The sequence below is a fragment of the Streptomyces sp. NPDC031479 genome (assembly GCF_055581065.1).
In genome coordinates this window covers 132,018-147,079 of record NZ_JBVIKC010000002.1, presented here as the reverse complement: position 1 = coordinate 147,079, position 15,062 = coordinate 132,018, and the positions used below count along the sequence as shown (strand labels likewise).

Here is a 15,062-nt window from a genome sequence, read left to right as displayed (position 1 = left end):
CTCAGAGTGCAAGGTCGAAGAGCGGGTTCTGGAGGTCGCCGACGAGGGCGACGAAGCGCCGCTGGTGCGGGGTGAGGCTGCGCACGGACACGCCGTGCAGGGCGAGCGGGTTGATCGGGTACATGACCAGGGTGTTGCTGCGGTAGGGAACGGTGGTGACCTCCTCGACGTACTTCGGGTCTATGTCGAAGCGGTTGTCGCCGTACTCGGAGGCGCTGGTGGTGAACTTGTGGGCGCCCTCCCGGTACTTGTACAGCACGAGGTCGCCGCCGTCGGCGTCGTCCTGCGTCTGACGCATGTAGAAGAGCCCGCCGAAGAGCTTGTGGGGCTTGTCCACGTGGGGGCCGCGGTAGGCGGAGGGGCGGCCGGTGACGGCCGAGTTGATGACGGCGGTGCAGTCCATCAGGATGTCGTGGGTCTCGAAGCCGTCCCGGTTGCGGCGGCCTACGCGCAGGTCGCGCAGCGGGCCGCACTGCTCCTCGGCGTCGGGGAGGTTCGCGAGCAGGTCTTCCCGGAAGAGGTCGAGGAACTCGGCGTAGAACCCGGGCGACGCGTGGTAGGTGACGAAGTCCTTCCACACCCGGGCCATCTCCTCGTCCTGGAGGATGTGCTCGGACATGTAGTTGTAGCGCTCGTTCGAGGTGATCTCCTTGCCGATCCGGGTGCCGATGTATTCGGCGGTCGGCATGGACGCGGACAGCGCATCGTACAGGTCCTGGGGAAGCGCGTCACGGATCACGATGTGCGGGAACGGGTCGCGCCGGATGTCGTCCTTGGTGACTCCGGCCAGCAGGGAGCGGATGGGCGGGACGGACTGCGTCATGTCTCTTCTCCTCGGGTGGGGGTTCGGGCGGGGATCGGTTCGGGCGGGGATCAGGGGGTGAGGTTCCTGACGGACAGCCAGGTCTCCAGCATCAGCAGCGACCACAGGACCTCGGCGGTGTGGGCGCCGGGGCTCTCGGACTGCATGCGGAACAGGTCGTGGACGACGTCCTGGCGGAAGTGGTCCCGGCACCGGGCGCCGGGGCCCAGGAGGGTGTCGCCGATCAGCTCGTGGAGCGCCTCGCCGGGCTTGATCATCGCTGCGACGGGGAGGGTGAAGGGCTGTTTGGGCCGTTCGATGACGCTGCGCGGGATCCAGCGGCGCGCGGCCTCGGAGACCGGTGCCTTGACGGTGTCGCCGACGACCTTCAGTTCCGTGGGCAGGGCGTGCGCGAACCGCGTCACGGCGGGCTGGAGGAAGGGGATCCGGGCCTCCACCGAGTGCGCCATGCTCAGGTGGTCCACGCGGCGCAGGATGTAGTACGGAAACCGTTCCGCCTGGTCGTAGCGGAGCAGCGTCTCCAGTTTGTCGTGGGTCCGCGCGCGGACGCGGCGATCCAGTTCGTCGCCGGCGCGGTCCGCGAAGAAGCCGCCGTCGGCCTCGACGTGGGCGCGGTACTCGGGTGTGTAGAGCCGCCGCAGGGTGCTGGTGCCGACGGCGGCCATGGTGTCCTGGTAGCCGCGGTGCCAGCCGGCGTCGCCGTCGCGGGCGGCCTTGACGAAGCGGGCGTAGCCGCCGAAGAGTTCGTCGGCTCCGTCGCCGGTGAGGGCGACCTTGAACCCGGCGTCGTGGACGGCTTCGAAGAGGGCGAAGGTGCTCAGGCTGTGCGGGGCGTTGTTCGGCTGGTCCAGGTGGCGGACGAAGCGGTCGACCAGGGCGGGGAAGTCCGCCGGGTCGAGCAGGACCTGGTGGTGGCGGGTGCCGCAGTGGCGGGCCACCTCCTCGGCGAAGTGGCGTTCGTCGCTGGGCCAGGTGCCCTTGTAGGCGACGTTGAAGGAGGCCAGGTCGGGGACGAGGCCTGCGGCGATGGCGGTGGTGTAGCTGGAGTCGAGGCCGCCGCTGGTGATGACGCAGACGGGTACGTCCGCGTCGAGCATCCGGGTGAGTTCGTGGCGCAGGATGCCGTCGAGGAGGTCCGCGGCCGCGCCGAGGGTGGGCCCGCCGTCCGGCCAGTCGACCTCGGCGGGCGGGAGCGGGGTGCGGGTGAGGGTGATGCGGCCGTCGGCGAAGCGCAGTGCCGTGCCGGGTTCCATGGTGCGGACGCCGGTGTGGATGGTGCGGGGGCCCCAGACGGCCTTGCCGCCGAGGTAGCGGTCGATGGCGAGGGGGTCGACGGCGTCGGGGAAGTCCGGGAAGCGGGACAGGCCCTGGAGTTCGGAGGCGAAGCAGAGCCGGCGGCCGTCGGCGGAGAGGTGGTAGTAGAGGGACTTCATGCCGGCGTGGTCGTTGAAGAGCTTCAGGCAGGGTTCGCCGCGCAGGTCGACGAGGGCGATCGCGAACATGCCCTCCAGCCGGGAGACGAAGGCGTCGCCGTACCGCTCGTACAGCGGCAGCAGGACATCGCCGTCGCAGTCGCCCTCGAAGGTGTGGCCGTGGGCGGCGAGTTCGGCCCGCAGTTCGCGGTGGTTGTAGATCTCGCCGTTGAACACGCAGGTCATGTCGCCGAGGACGAAGGGCTGGCGGCCGTGGCCGATGCCCTGGACGGCGAGCCGGTTGTTGCCGAGCGCCCAGGTCCCGGCGGTGTGGAGGGTCTGTTCGTCGGGGCCGCCCGGGTGCATCGCGCGGGCGACGGCGTGCAGTGCGTCGCGGTCGACGGGATCGCCGCCGAAGTGGCCGTAGATGCGGCACATGCTGTGTGACCTCTGTCTGTGGACTGGCGGACTGGCTTACGGGCCGACGGGGGTCAGCCGGGCGCCGACGGGGCTCTGGCGGGCCTCGGGGTGGTGGCGGCCGAGGAATTCGGTGACGATCTCGACCTGTCGGAGGATGTCGTCGAGCTGGCTGAGGCTGGGGCTGACGCCGTGTCCTTCGAGGGCGCTGTTGCCGGTCTTGAGGTAGATCGGGGCGGCCACGCGGACGAACTCGGGTGCCTCGTAGGTGCGTACGAAACCGCCGGACATGCGGGGGTTGTCGACGTGGCAGTCGAGCGGGATGGACACCGCCTGGCGCAGCGCCGCGATCATCGGGAGGGTGAGGTCGCGGACGGGGTTGAAGCTGTCGGCGCCGAGCATCTCCAGCATCTGCGCGGAGGCCGCGTTGCCGTGGCCGCAGTGGGCGGAGACCTTGAGGTGGATGTCCTCGGGCAGGTCGCCGGCGGTGCGCAGCCGGTTCAGCACCCACAGCAGGCCCTCGTCGTAGACGACGAAGCCGCGTACGCCGAGTTCGAGGCCGCGTTTGACGTCCTCGACGGCCCGGACGATCTGTTCCTGGCCGCGGAGGCGGTAGCCGATGCGGACGCCTTCGGGGGTCTGGACGCTGCCGCCGGTGTCGTAGCTGGCGCGGGGGCCGACCGACATCAGGATCTCCGCCCCGTACTCCCGGCCGAGGGCGACGTACTCGGCGATCTCGCGTGCCGTGTGGCGGTACATGCCGCGGGTCTCGGTGATGCGGTTGATCGAGAAGCCGCGGCGGCTGCTCTCCGACAGGAGCGTCTGGGCGGCCTGTACGGAGTTGACGGTGGGCACCTCGATCCTGAAGTGGCAGCCGTCGTCGAAGGTCTTGCCGGAGCCCTCGCCGGCGGAGGGGTCGGCGCCCGGCAGTCCGAGGCGGGCGAGCTGGGCCCTGGTCTCGTCGAAGAAGGGCGTGGTGGCCGGCGTGGTGGCCGGCGTGCTCGCCGTCGTCGTGGTCGTCATCTCGTCACCTCGATGCCGAGCAGGTCCGCCGTCCGTCCGACGATCTGCTCAGCGATCCCGATCGATGTCGCGTGGTCGGCGTGGACGACTTGTACCTCGCCGAAGTTCCCGAGGTTGCCGCGGCAGGCGGGCAGCACGTCGCCGTCCGGGAAGCGGACCGTGAGCGCGTGCAGGGCGTCCCCGTACTCGGTGGCGGCCCACTCCAGGTCGGGTACCCGGTCCGGGCGGGGGACGGGTTCGGCGGCGCCGAACCAGCGGACGGTCGCGTACCGGTCGAAGGCCGGGGCGACCGGCTCCACCTCCTCGTCGAGGTGGATGCGTACGAGCAGTTCGAAGATGTCCCCGCCGCCGGCGAGCCGGAAGAGGTTCGGCAGGCAGGAGCCCATGATGCGCGGGTTCAGTTCGATGAGCCGGGGGCGGCCGTCGGCGCCGAGCATGATCTCCACGTGGAAGACGCCCAGGCGCAGGTCGAGGGTCGTGACGACGGCTTCGGCGAACTCCATGACGCGGTCGTGGTCGTCCGGGCCGAGGGCGGCGGGGATGGTGGTGCCGGTCTCCAGGGCCTCGTGCCGGTGCCAGGTGGAGCGTTCGCTGACGGCCAGGCGCAGGAAGCGGCCGTGGGAGAGGCCGATCTCGGCGGAGAGGAAGCGGCCGGTCAGGTACTCCTCGACGAGGATGCCCGCCTCGTAGGTGGTGCGGTCGGCCTCGGCGCGGGCCATGACCTCCCGCAGGTGTGCCTCGTCGGCGACGACGTGGGCGCCCTCGCTGGCGGACCCCCGGGCCGGTTTGACGACGACGGGGTATCCGGTGGCCCCGGCGAACGCGGCCGCCCCGGCGAAGTCGGCGACGACGGCGTGGCGGGTGGCGTCGACTCCGGCGGCGGCGAGGAGCTCGCGGCAGCGGTGCTTGAGCTTGGCGTCCCGGGCTCCCCGGGCGCCGGTGAAGGGGACGCCGATCTCCTCGGCGATCCGGGCGACCGGGACGACGAGGGCGTCGACGGTGGCGACGAAACCGTCGACGGGACGTTCGCGGTGGACGGCGAGGACGAGCTCGCGCAGGGCCTCGTGGTCGGTGTGGTCTTCGAGGACGTGCACGGTGTCGACGAACGCGCCGTAGGGCGAGGCGTCGAAGTCGATGTTCTGGGACTTCTCCATGCGCAGGGAGCGGATGAGGGTCACCTCGTGGCCCAGTCGCCGGGCCGCCTCGAACGCCGGGGCGTTGCCGGTCTTCCAGGTGACGAACAGGACGTGTCTGCGGGTGGGGTGCGGGGGTGTGTGGTCTGTCATCGGGTCGTCTTCCTCGCGAAGCGCTGTCCGATCCGGACGAAACCGGGTACGCGGGTTCCGGGCGTGGGGATGAAGGAGATGGAGCCGGCCAGGATGTTCTTCTGCGACATGGAGCTGAAGCCGCCGGCGCCGGAGAGCACGAGGTCGCCCTCGTCGAGCCGCAGCCAGCTGCCGTCGCCCTGGCGTTCGGAGTACTCGTAGCCGAGGTGCTCGACGCCGCGCAGGACGCGCAGCCGGTAGCCGTCGGAGGCGTACAGGCCCGCGCAGTCGTCGAGGTCCAGGTCGAAGGGGCGGCCGGTGCGGATCAGGCCTTCGCCGGTCAGGGCCCGCAGGAGGTCCTCGTAGAGGCCGAAGGCGGGGTAGGCGTTGGCCAGGAGGAGCAGGAAGCTGCGCTTCTCCGGGAAGATCTGGATGAAGTTGTGGTGGCCGCTGCCGTTGGAGTTGAAGCCGAAGGCGGTCGGTCCGAACATCAGCCAGCCGAGGCCCCAGGCGTGCATGAAGTGGTGGCCGGGGACGTCGATCTGCGGGGTGCGCATCTGTTCGGCGAGGCCGGCGGAGAGCAGCCGCTCCCCGCTCGGGGCCACGCCGTCCCGGAGGGCGAGCAGGGCGATGCTCGCGAGTTCGGGAAGGGTGAGGCAGACGGAGAACGAGCCGGCCGCGTCGTCGGCGACGGTCTGGGGCGGCGGGTCGTGGCGCACGTAGCGCTGCAGCGTCTCGCTCCACAGGTATCCGGCCGAGACGGTGGCACCGTAGTGGCCGTCCTCGGTGAGGGTCTCGGGGATCGCCTCGATGCCGAGCGGGGTGAGCATCAGCTCGTTGACGGCGCGGCGCCAGGGGACGCCGAGGACCTTCTCGATGAGGGCGGCGACGATGGACGTGCCGCAGGCGGAGTAGGCGAAGACCTCGCCGGGCTCGAAGAGCTGTCCGTAGCCGGCGAAGGTGTCGAGGTAGCGGTCGAGGTCCGGGAGGTCGGTGTCGTGCCAGACCTCGTAGGAGTCGTCGATGCCGCTGGTGTGGGACAGGAGCTGGCGCAGCGTCACGTCGACGGTGCGGCCGTCGCTGCGCCGGAACGCCTGCGGGAGCAGGGTGGTGAGGGGTTCGTCGAGGGGGAGCAGGCCGCGGTCGACGAGCCGCAGCGCGGTGAACGCCAGCATCGGCTTGGTGATGCAGGTGACGCGCTGGCGGGAGGTCTCGTCGCGGGGCCTGCCGGTCTCGATGTCGTCGACGCCGTGGTAGGTGAACCGGAGGGTGCCGTCCGCGTAGACGGCGGCGCCGGCTCCGGGGACGCCGTGGCCCCGGCCGGACTCGTGGAGGGTCTCGGCTACGGCGTCCTGCAGCCCGGCGGATCCGATGGCGGCCGTGGCGGCGGGTGCCTGGGCGCGCTTGTGGCGCAGCAGCCGGGCCTGGGACTCCAGGGTGCGGTGTTCGTAGATCTCGGCGACGCGCACGGTGCGGCCGACGGCGTCGCCGAGGCGGGCGGCCAGCAGGTTGGCGAGCAGGGAGTGGCCGCCGATGGAGAAGAAGTCGCGGTCGGCGGCGAGGTGGGCCACGCCGAGGAGGTCGGTCCACACGCCCGCGACGACGGCCTCGTCGGGGTCGTCGGTGGTGAAGCCGCCGTCACCGCCGTCGGTCGCGGTCCAGTCGACGTTCCGGGCGGCGAGCGCCTTGCGGTCGACCTTGCCGTTGGGCAGCTGGGGCAGCCGCTCCTCGACAATGATCTTGGACGGCTGCATGTAGTGCGGGAGCTTGCGGCGCAGGTGATCGCCCATCGCCTGGACGGCGGGGTCCCCGCCCTCCAGGCCCACGTAGCAGACGAGGCGGGTGTCGTCGTCCTTGCGGACCGCGAGGGCGGCGACGTCGCGCAGTCCCACGACCTCCCGCAGGACGGACTCGATCTCGCCGAGCTCGATGCGGAAACCCCGGACCTTGACCTGGTTGTCCCGGCGGCCCATGAAGCGCAGTTCGCCGTCCTCGGTCCAGCGGGCCAGGTCGCCGGTGCGGTACAGGGTGCCGGGCGGCAGGGGCGCGGGGGCGGGGACGAAGGCGGCGGCGGTGCGCCCGGGGTCGTTGATGTATCCGCCGGCCAGGCCGTCGCCGCCGAGGTGGAGTTCGCCGACGGCTCCGCGGGGGACCAGCCGGCCGTGGGCGTCGAGGAGGTAGGCGACGGTGTTGTGGACCGGGACGCCGATCGTGGGGCTCTGGGTGACGGGGCCGGTGAAGCACTTCCACGTGGAGTACGTGGTGTCCTCGGAGGGTCCGTACAGGTTGTAGAGCCGTTCGACGGCGGTGGCGGCGAAGGCCGCGTTGACGAGTTCCTTGGCGAGGGGTTCGCCCGCGACGTTCAGCACGGCGGTGGAGGCGGGGACGGCGGACCGCTGCAGGAGCACGTTGAGCGCGCTGGGCACGGTGTTGACCAGGGACGGGCGCAGGGTGTCGTCCTCGGTGAGGGCCAGGACGTTGTCCACGACGACGACGCAGCCGCCGGTGGTCAGCGGGGCCCACAGTTCGAACACCGAGAGGTCGAAGTTGAGCGAGGTCGCGAAGAGCACGCGGGCGAGGTCTTCGGGCCCGTAGGTGTCGCGGGCCCAGGCGAGCAGGGCCACCACGTTGCGGTGGCTGATGACCACGCCCTTGGGCAGGCCGGTCGAGCCGGACGTGTAGATCAGGTGGGTGGTGGCGGCCGGGTCCACGGCGAGGGCCGGCGGATCGGGGAGTTCGGCCGCGGCCTTCTCCCAGAGCTCGCCCCACGCCAGCGCGGTCGTGTCCACGGCGGTCAGCCACGGTGCGGGGCCGCCGCCGGCCGTGTCGTCGTGGACGACGCCGGCCATGTCCGCCGTGGCGGCGATGCCGCTCAGCCGGTCGGCGGGGTAGGCCGGGTCGAGGGGGACGTAGGCGCAGCCCGCCTTGTGGAGGGCGAGCAGCAGGCAGACGGTCCGGTGGGTGCGGGCGACGGAGACGCCGACGCGCGATCCGGGGGTGATGCCGTGGGCCAGCAGGGCGCGGGCGATCCGGTTGGCCTGTTCGTCGAGCTCGCGGTAGGTGAGGGCGACGCCCCGCCACTCCACGGCGGGGGCGTGGGGGGTGCGGGCCGCCTGGGCCTCGACGTGGGTGTGCAGTGCGGTGTCGCGGGGACGGGGCCGGGCGGTGGCGTTGAGGTCCGTGAGCAGGTGGCGGGTCTCCGGCTCCGACAGCAGGGCCAGGTCCGCGACGGGGGCGGCGGGGCGGCGGCAGGCGTCGAGGAGCAGGGTCCGGTAGTTCGCGGCCATCCGGGAGATGAACCCGTCGGCGAACAGGGTGGTGTCGTAGACGAGGGCGAAGCGCACCGCGTCGGGGGCGTGCTCGACCTCCAGCAGGAGGTGCAGGCCGTCCGGGCGGGCGCCCGCTCCGGCTTCCGCCCGGGGGGCCTCGTGGCCGGCGAAGCCCACGCGCAGGCCGGTGCCGAGGGCGGCGGGGACGTCGGGGGTGCCGGGGGCCTCGGCGGCGGGGGCGCCCGGGGTGTCGGCGGCGGGGGTGTCGTCGGCGTCCGGGCACCCGGTGGCGGCGCGGTACCGGGCGGCGAGGGCGGCGGTCAGCTCCGCGAACGTGACGTCCTCCCCGATACGGGAGCGGACGGCCACGGGAGGGGCTCCGGCCGGTCCTCCGGAGCGGGCGGTGACGAGGTCGTCCTGGCCGCTGTACCGGTGGATCAGGAGGGTGAACGCCGCGTTGAACAGCTCGGCGGCTTCGAACCCGCGCGCCCCGACGAACTCCGCGAGTGGCTGGAAATCGTCGCCCGTCCAGGAGTACGTCCCCGACAATTCCGTCACCTCGCCGCCCGGGTCCCGGGTCGGGAGCTGGAGTGCCGGAGCCGCCGTCCGCCCCTCTTCGGGACCGGCTGATGCGACGGTATGCAATTCGGCCACCGACGTGATTCCCCTCGTTCGACTGCATTGTTTCGGTCTGCGGGTACGGCGGAATTCACCCCCGGCGCGGTGCGGCCTGCCGGGGAAAAGCTTCACGGAATTCCCGACGCCCCGACGAATTCGCGCACGCCACTGCTCCCCGGGGCCCGGGGTGGGCGGCACGCGGAATACGGGCGTGACCCGTGTGTGAAATGTGTGCGGAATGTGTACGGAATGCGGGCGGGTGCTGACGGCTGCCGGCGGGACGGCGGGACCGCCCCGGGAACCGCTACGGGACGCGGACGGGCGCCCCGGACGGATCCTGCGCGGGCCGTCTGCGCGCGGCGCGGGAGGCGACCAGGGGCATGAGGGCCCCGACCGAGGCGAACCCGACGCCCATCACGAGCCAGCCGACCGCACCGTGCTCGATCGCCAGCCAGGTCAGCACCGCCGGCGCGATCATCTTGCCCAGGTCGGCGCCCATCGCGGCGGTGCCCTGGTACTGGCCCTGGGCGTGCTCCGGGGCCAGCCCGAAGGACATCCCCCAGCTCCCGGCCGACTGCCGGATCTCCCCCAGGACGTGTGCGAGCGCGCCGGCGAAGAGCAGGACGCAGGCGACGGCCGCCGAGGCCCCCTCGGTGAAGGCGAAGACCACGCAGGCCACGCCGAGGCACAGCGATCCGCTCCGGGCCGCCCGCGCCGCGGCGGACGGTTCGTCGGTCCCGCGCGCGGCTCTGACCTGGAGCAGGACCACGGCGACGGTGTTGGTGATCAGGATGGCCGCGATCATCCAGCGGGGTGCGCCGGTGTGGTGCAGCACCCAGAGCGGGAGCACCACGTCGAGCAGCAGGTTGTGCATGGACAGCAGGCCGTCCAGTACGACGAAGGCCAGGAAGGGCCGGTCCCGCAGCACCACCAGCGCCGGGCCGGGCCGGGCCGGCTGCGCCGGCACGGCCGGGAGCAGCAGCGTGAGCAGGCCGGTGACCAGGTAGGTGGAGGCGTTGAAGACGACGGCGGCCCGGTAGACGGCGGGGCTGTCGGCGACCAGCACCAGCCCGGCGAGGGCCGCGCCGACCGAGACGCTGACGTTGCTGGTGGCCCGCAGGTAGGCGCGGACGGAGACCCGGTCCTCGGGGGCGACCAGCCCGGCGATCATGGCCATCCTGGCGCTGCGGCTGGCGCTGTACGCGATCGCCTGCACGGACAGCACCAGCAGGTACTGCCGGAATCCGTCGACGAGCAGGAGCGCGGCGGTCAGCGGCCCGAGGGCGAGGAAGGACCAGATCTGGACGGCCCGCGGGCCGATCCGGTCGGCCAGGTGCCCGGTCGGGGTGCTGAGGGCCAGGGCGACGCCCGCGGCGACGCCGACACCGATGCCGAACCGGCCCGGCGAGAGCCCCAGGACGGACGTGGCGTAGATGGCGTTGAGCGCCATCCACAGGCCCTGTCCGAGCGTGTGCACCAGCGTGATGCCGGTGAGGGTGCGTGCGGATCCCCGGGCCGGGAGCAACCGGCTCAGCATTGCCGCACCGAGTCGCCGACGCGGCGACCGGAAAACCGTACGGGCCTCGGGCCGAATTGCCCGGACCATTTCTCGACCGTCAGGATCACTGACACCGTTCCGTACCCCTCGTTCAGCACCATTGCCAACGACAAGATTCGGGAATTTCCCCCGGAGCGCCCGTCCAAGATCGTTGGCCGGGCACGAAGACCCATTAGAGACAGCGTCACGGCGGTACGTCCAGGGAATGCGTTGTGGCGCTCGTCACACGCGAATACCCCGGCCGTCGGCGGTAAATTCTTGGCGAAATTCTCCGGAGGAATGCCGCGAACGTCCCGACTACCTGCGGGTAGGGAACGGCCGGTACGACGAGAAGGCCCCCGCACCGGCGTGCGGGGGCCTTCTCGTCATGGGGTCGCGGTCGTGGGCCGTACGGTGCTTCCGTACGCCGGCGATCCGGCCCGTCAGTCGCCGGAGCGGGCGGCGGCGATCTCCGCCACCCGGCCCCGGACCAGGAACCAGCCGCCGACCAGGGCCGCTCCGATGACCGGGACGAAGAGGATCGTGGTGCGGCCGACGCCCCCGTCGCACCACATCAGGACCAGGACGGTGACCAGGAAGACCAGCGTCACGATCTGGGTGTACGGGGCCCAGGGCAGGCGGTAGGACGGCCGCTCCAGGAGGCCCTGGCCGGCGCGCCGCCAGAAGTGGAGCGAGCACAGCATGACCATCGCCCAGGTGCCCAGGATGCCGAGCGAGGCGAAGTTCAGGACGATCTCGAAGGCGTCCTTGGGCATGAAGTAGTTCAGGCCGACGCCCGCGACGCCGAAGGCGGCGGTGAACAGGACCCCGCCGTAGGGGACCTTGCCCTTGTTCATGACGCCGGTGAACTTGGGGGCGGAGCCGGAGACGGCCATCGAGCGCAGGATGCGGCCGGTGGAGTAGAGGCCGGAGTTCAGGCTGGAGAGGGCCGCGGTCAGGACGACCAGGTTCATGATGCCGGCGGCACCGGGGACGCCGAGCTTGTCGAAGACCGTGACGAAGGGGCTCTGGTCGCCGGAGTACTCGGTGTACGGGAGCAGCAGGGCCAGCAGGACCACGGAGCCGACGTAGAAGAGGCCCACGCGCCACATGATCGAGTTGATCGCCTTGGGCATGATCTTCTCGGGGTTCTCGGTCTCGCCCGCGGCGACGCCGCAGAGCTCGACTGAGGCGTACGCGAAGACGACGCCCTGGATGACCAGGAGCATCGGGAGCACGCCGGACGGGAAGATGCCGCCGTTGTCGGTGATGTTGTCGAGGCCCGGGGTGTGGCCGCCGATGTCGTGGCTGGTGGCGACGAGGTAGATGCCGACGATCAGGAAGACCGCCAGGGCGGCCACCTTGACCAGGGAGAACCAGAACTCCATCTCGCCGAAGTACTTCACCGAGATCAGGTTGGCGGTCAGCACGACGGCCAGGGCGATGAAGGCGAGCACCCACTGGGGGACGTCGGTGAACATCGACCAGAAGTGCGCGTAGGTCGCGGCGGCCGTGATGTCGGCCACGGTGGTCGTGGACCAGTTGAGGAAGTAGAGCCAGCCGGCGGTGTAGGCGCCCTTCTCCCCCATGAACTCGCGCGCGTAGGAGACGAAGGCTCCGGAGGACGGGCGGTACAGGACGAGCTCGCCCAGGGCCCGGACCACGAAGAAGGCGAAGACTCCGCACACCGCGTAGGCGATGGCGAGGGAGGGGCCGGCGCCGGCGAGCCGGCCGCCCGCGCCGAGGAACAGGCCGGTGCCTATCGCTCCGCCGATGGCGATCATGTTGATGTGGCGGGACTTGAGGTCCTTGCTGTAGCCCTCGTCACCGGCGTCGACATGGCGGGACGACGCCTCGGCGGGGGCCTCGGTCAAGGTGCGGTCACTCATTCGGGACTTCGCCTTCGTGGTTCGGACAGGCAGATCCGGGGCGCGTGCGGGGGAGCTGGGTGGTGTCCCCCGTGCCGCGTTCCGGTGAATTTGTCGCCCCAATAGACCATGAGGCTCCGCTACCCGCCAAAATCGGCCCCATGCACGCGGAGGCCCCCGGCGACCATGGAAACGGTCGCCGGGGGCCTCAGGCGGGCACGAAAGCGAGGCTACGGGGCTCAGCCGACCGGGTCGGCCTCCGCGGCCTGGTCGAGGCGGAAGGCCTCGTTGCCCAGGCCGATCCGGGCGTGGGCCTCGGGGCGGCGCCTCTTGAGCAGCAGCCCGTGGACCAGTCCGCCCAGGGCGGCCACGCCGATGATCGCGGGCAGCGCCCGGCCCAGCGCGGAGCCCTCCGCGGCGCCGACCAGCACGCCGAAGTCCCGCACGGTGTAGACGGCGATGGCGATCAGCGCGAGGCCCGCCAGGGCCGCGGCGATCAGACGCCACACCTGCGCGCCCGCGGTGCCGCGGCGGACGAAGAAGGCGATGACGGCGAAGGAGGAGGCGGCCATCAGGACGGTCACGCCGAGGGCTCCGACACTGCCCATCCAGGTGAACAGGTGCAGGACGGGAGCGGTGGGGTCGCCGGCCGGCATGTCGTCGGTGAGCGCGAAGACGACGACGACGACGGCGGCCACGACGGTCTGCAGCAGGGAGCCGGTGGCGGGGGCGCCGGTGCCGGGGTTGGTGCGGCCGAAGCGGGCGGGGAGCAGGCCCTCACGGCCCATGGCGAAGGCGTAGCGGGCGACGACGTTGTGGAAGCTGAGCATGGCCGCGAACATGCCCGTGACGAAGAGCACGTGCAGGACGTCGGTGAAGGCGGCACCCAGACGGGCCTCGGTCAGCTCGAAGAGCAGTCCGGGACCGGCCTTCGCGGAGGCGGCGGTGATCCCGGCGGGTCCGGTGGCCACGGACAGGGCCCAGGCGCTGAGGGCGAAGAAGACGGCGACGAAGCCGATCGCGAGGAACATCACGCGCGAGACCACGATGTGCGGCTTGCTGGTCTCCTCGGCGTACACCGGGGACTGCTCGAAGCCGACGAAGGCGGCGATGCAGAAGCACAGGGCCGTGCCGAGGCCGGCTCCGGAGAGGGTGCCGGGGTCGAAGGCGGTGAGGGAGAGTCCTTCGGGGCCGGGCTTGCCGAGGGCGGCGGCGTCGAAGACGACGACGAGGGCGCACTCGATCAGCAGCAGGACGCCGAGCACCTTGGCGTTGAGGTCGATCTTCAGCCAGCCGAGCGCACCGGTGGCGGCGACGGCGATCAGGGCCGGGATCCACCAGGCGACCCGGGTGTCGAGGTAGGTCGCGAAGAGGCCGGAGATCTCGAAGCCGAGGATGCCGTACACGCCGACCTGCATGGCGCTGTAGGCGACGAGGGCGACGAGGGAGGCACAGGCCCCGGCGGTGGGCCCGAGGCCGCGCGCGATGTACGCGTAGAAGGCGCCGGCGTTGTGGACGTGGCGGCTCATCTCGGCGTACCCGACGCCGAAGAGGGCGAGGACGACGCCGAGGATCACGAAGAGGAGCGGCTGGCCGACGATGCCCATGACCCCGAAGATCGTGGGCATGACACCCGCGACGACCATCAGCGGCGCGCTCGCGGCGAGTACGGAGAGCAGCAGTCCGGCGGTGCCGAGACGGTCGGCGCGCAGGGCGCGGTCCTGGCCCTTGTACGTGCGGATCTCGGCCTCGGCTGGGAGCGTGGTGGATCTGCCCGTCGGCATGGCGGGGTCCTTTCGGGGGACTGGCTGGGCGGGGTCAGGCGGTGCCGAGCGCGGCGCTGCGCGCGGCGAGGAAGGCCTTGTGCGGGTCCCGGTCCGGATAGGACCAGGGCGCGGGGGTGGCATGGCTGCCGATGCGGTGGAAGAGGGCCGCGGCCTCGGCGGGGCGGCCCTCGCAGAGCTTGGCGTGGGCGAGGAAGTTGAGGTCGACCCGGTTGCGGGGGTGGTCCTCGCGTTCCCACTCCAGCCACCAGTCGAAGGCGGAGCGCAGCACCTGCCGGGCGCGCCGGCCGGCCCAGTGCGGGCCCGCGGACTGGGGGGTGGCACCCCCCTGGGCGGCGGCGAGGACCCGGTAGCGCTCGGCGTGGGCGATGACGGGCAGCACGGCGAGCGGGGAGTCGGCCGGGGACTCCTCGGCGGCCCAGGCGGCGAAGTCGTAGACCTCGTGGAGCGGGTCGTGCCCCAGGGAGGGGGTGCGTTCGGCCAGCTTGGCGACCATCAGGTGGTGGGCGTGGTGGTGCTCCCGGTGACGGGCGCGGACCTGGTCGAAGTGGCGGCTGAACTCCTCCTCGGTGCCGAAGGCGCGGGAGAGCATGAGCAGGCCCAGCCAGGGCGTGGGGTCGGCGGGCAGCAGCGCGGCGGCCCGCCGGCAGGCCTCCTCGGCCGCCTCGGGGGTGCCCTTGCGGCGCAGGGCGCTGAAGACGGCGGCGCAGGCGAGGAGGGTCGTGGCGTCGGCGCTGCCGGGCTCGGCGAGCAGCCATTCGCGGGCCCACGCGGTGGCGGCCGGGGTTTCGGCGAGGACGACGACGCGGTGGCCGCGACGGTCCCAGTCGTCACCCGTGCCGACGAGGAGGGTACGGGCCTTGGCCCACCGGCCCTGGGTGAACTGGGAGCGTACGGAGACCAGTTCGGTGTCGCACAGGGCCGGGTCGAAGAGCTGGGCGTCCCGCTTGCGGGCGCGGCCGAGGGGCGGCGGAGGCGGGGACATCCGCGGGTTCCCTCCAGGGCGCGGGCGCGGGTGGACGACGTACGCGGGAGCACGCACGGGT

General features: G+C 71.9%; 9 protein-coding genes. All 9 read right to left on the bottom strand.

All coding sequences use genetic code 11. The features are described from left to right. Position 1: 1 nt before the first annotated feature. The 9 genes from ACZ5D2_RS03225 to ACZ5D2_RS03185 all read right to left on the bottom strand — a co-directional run bounded on the left by ACZ5D2_RS03225 (position 2) and on the right by ACZ5D2_RS03185 (position 15,001). Positions 2-823 carry a hypothetical protein gene (locus ACZ5D2_RS03225; RefSeq protein ID WP_371679294.1) on the bottom strand — a complete coding sequence of 274 codons (822 nt, stop codon included), beginning with the start codon at positions 821-823 and terminating at the stop codon, positions 2-4. Between the two features lie 50 nt (positions 824-873). Next, positions 874-2,673, bottom strand: coding sequence for an asparagine synthase (glutamine-hydrolyzing) (asnB, locus tag ACZ5D2_RS03220; protein WP_468926870.1), 1,800 nt, complete (start codon positions 2,671-2,673; stop codon positions 874-876). Positions 2,674-2,709: 36 nt separating this feature from the next. After that, positions 2,710-3,675, bottom strand: coding sequence for a peptidase (locus tag ACZ5D2_RS03215; protein ID WP_468926867.1), 966 nt, complete (start codon positions 3,673-3,675; stop codon positions 2,710-2,712). Continuing rightward, the gene (locus ACZ5D2_RS03210; RefSeq protein ID WP_468926864.1) at positions 3,672-4,961 is read right to left on the bottom strand and encodes an ATP-grasp domain-containing protein; all 1,290 of its coding nucleotides are present in this window, start codon (positions 4,959-4,961) and stop codon (positions 3,672-3,674) included. The genes ACZ5D2_RS03215 and ACZ5D2_RS03210 overlap by 4 nt, the downstream gene beginning before the upstream one ends. Continuing rightward, entirely contained in the window at positions 4,958-8,863 is a 3,906-nt protein-coding gene (locus ACZ5D2_RS03205) for a non-ribosomal peptide synthetase (RefSeq protein WP_468926861.1), read from the bottom strand. The genes ACZ5D2_RS03210 and ACZ5D2_RS03205 overlap by 4 nt, the downstream gene beginning before the upstream one ends. Before the next feature lie 268 nt (positions 8,864-9,131). Continuing rightward, positions 9,132-10,364, bottom strand: a complete 1,233-nt coding sequence (locus tag ACZ5D2_RS03200) for an MFS transporter (RefSeq protein ID WP_468926858.1) — start codon at positions 10,362-10,364, stop codon at positions 9,132-9,134. Between the two features lie 443 nt (positions 10,365-10,807). After that, positions 10,808-12,253 (bottom strand): amino acid permease, encoded by a 1,446-nt coding sequence (locus ACZ5D2_RS03195; RefSeq protein WP_371679287.1) that lies wholly within the window; start codon positions 12,251-12,253, stop codon positions 10,808-10,810. 218 nt (positions 12,254-12,471) lie between these two features. Then, positions 12,472-14,016, bottom strand: a complete 1,545-nt coding sequence (locus ACZ5D2_RS03190) for an APC family permease (RefSeq protein WP_371679286.1) — start codon at positions 14,014-14,016, stop codon at positions 12,472-12,474. 34 nt (positions 14,017-14,050) lie between these two features. After that, positions 14,051-15,001, bottom strand: coding sequence for a hypothetical protein (locus ACZ5D2_RS03185; RefSeq protein WP_468926854.1), 951 nt, complete (start codon positions 14,999-15,001; stop codon positions 14,051-14,053). Between the last annotated feature and the right edge of the window lie 61 nt (positions 15,002-15,062).

What these genes read in the sequence shown, in the direction of transcription:
- ACZ5D2_RS03225 (WP_371679294.1), bottom strand. Translation starts at nt 823, where the DNA reads ATGACGCAGTCCGTCCCGCCCATCCGCTCCCTGCTGGCCGGAGTCACC.
- ACZ5D2_RS03215 (WP_468926867.1), bottom strand. Translation starts at nt 3,675, where the DNA reads ATGACGACCACGACGACGGCGAGCACGCCGGCCACCACGCCGGCCACC.
- ACZ5D2_RS03190 (WP_371679286.1), bottom strand. Translation starts at nt 14,016, where the DNA reads ATGCCGACGGGCAGATCCACCACGCTCCCAGCCGAGGCCGAGATCCGC.
- ACZ5D2_RS03200 (WP_468926858.1), bottom strand. Translation starts at nt 10,364, where the DNA reads ATGCTGAGCCGGTTGCTCCCGGCCCGGGGATCCGCACGCACCCTCACC.
- asnB (WP_468926870.1), bottom strand. Translation starts at nt 2,673, where the DNA reads ATGTGCCGCATCTACGGCCACTTCGGCGGCGATCCCGTCGACCGCGAC.
- ACZ5D2_RS03185 (WP_468926854.1), bottom strand. Translation starts at nt 15,001, where the DNA reads ATGTCCCCGCCTCCGCCGCCCCTCGGCCGCGCCCGCAAGCGGGACGCC.
- ACZ5D2_RS03210 (WP_468926864.1), bottom strand. Translation starts at nt 4,961, where the DNA reads ATGACAGACCACACACCCCCGCACCCCACCCGCAGACACGTCCTGTTC.
- ACZ5D2_RS03195 (WP_371679287.1), bottom strand. Translation starts at nt 12,253, where the DNA reads ATGAGTGACCGCACCTTGACCGAGGCCCCCGCCGAGGCGTCGTCCCGC.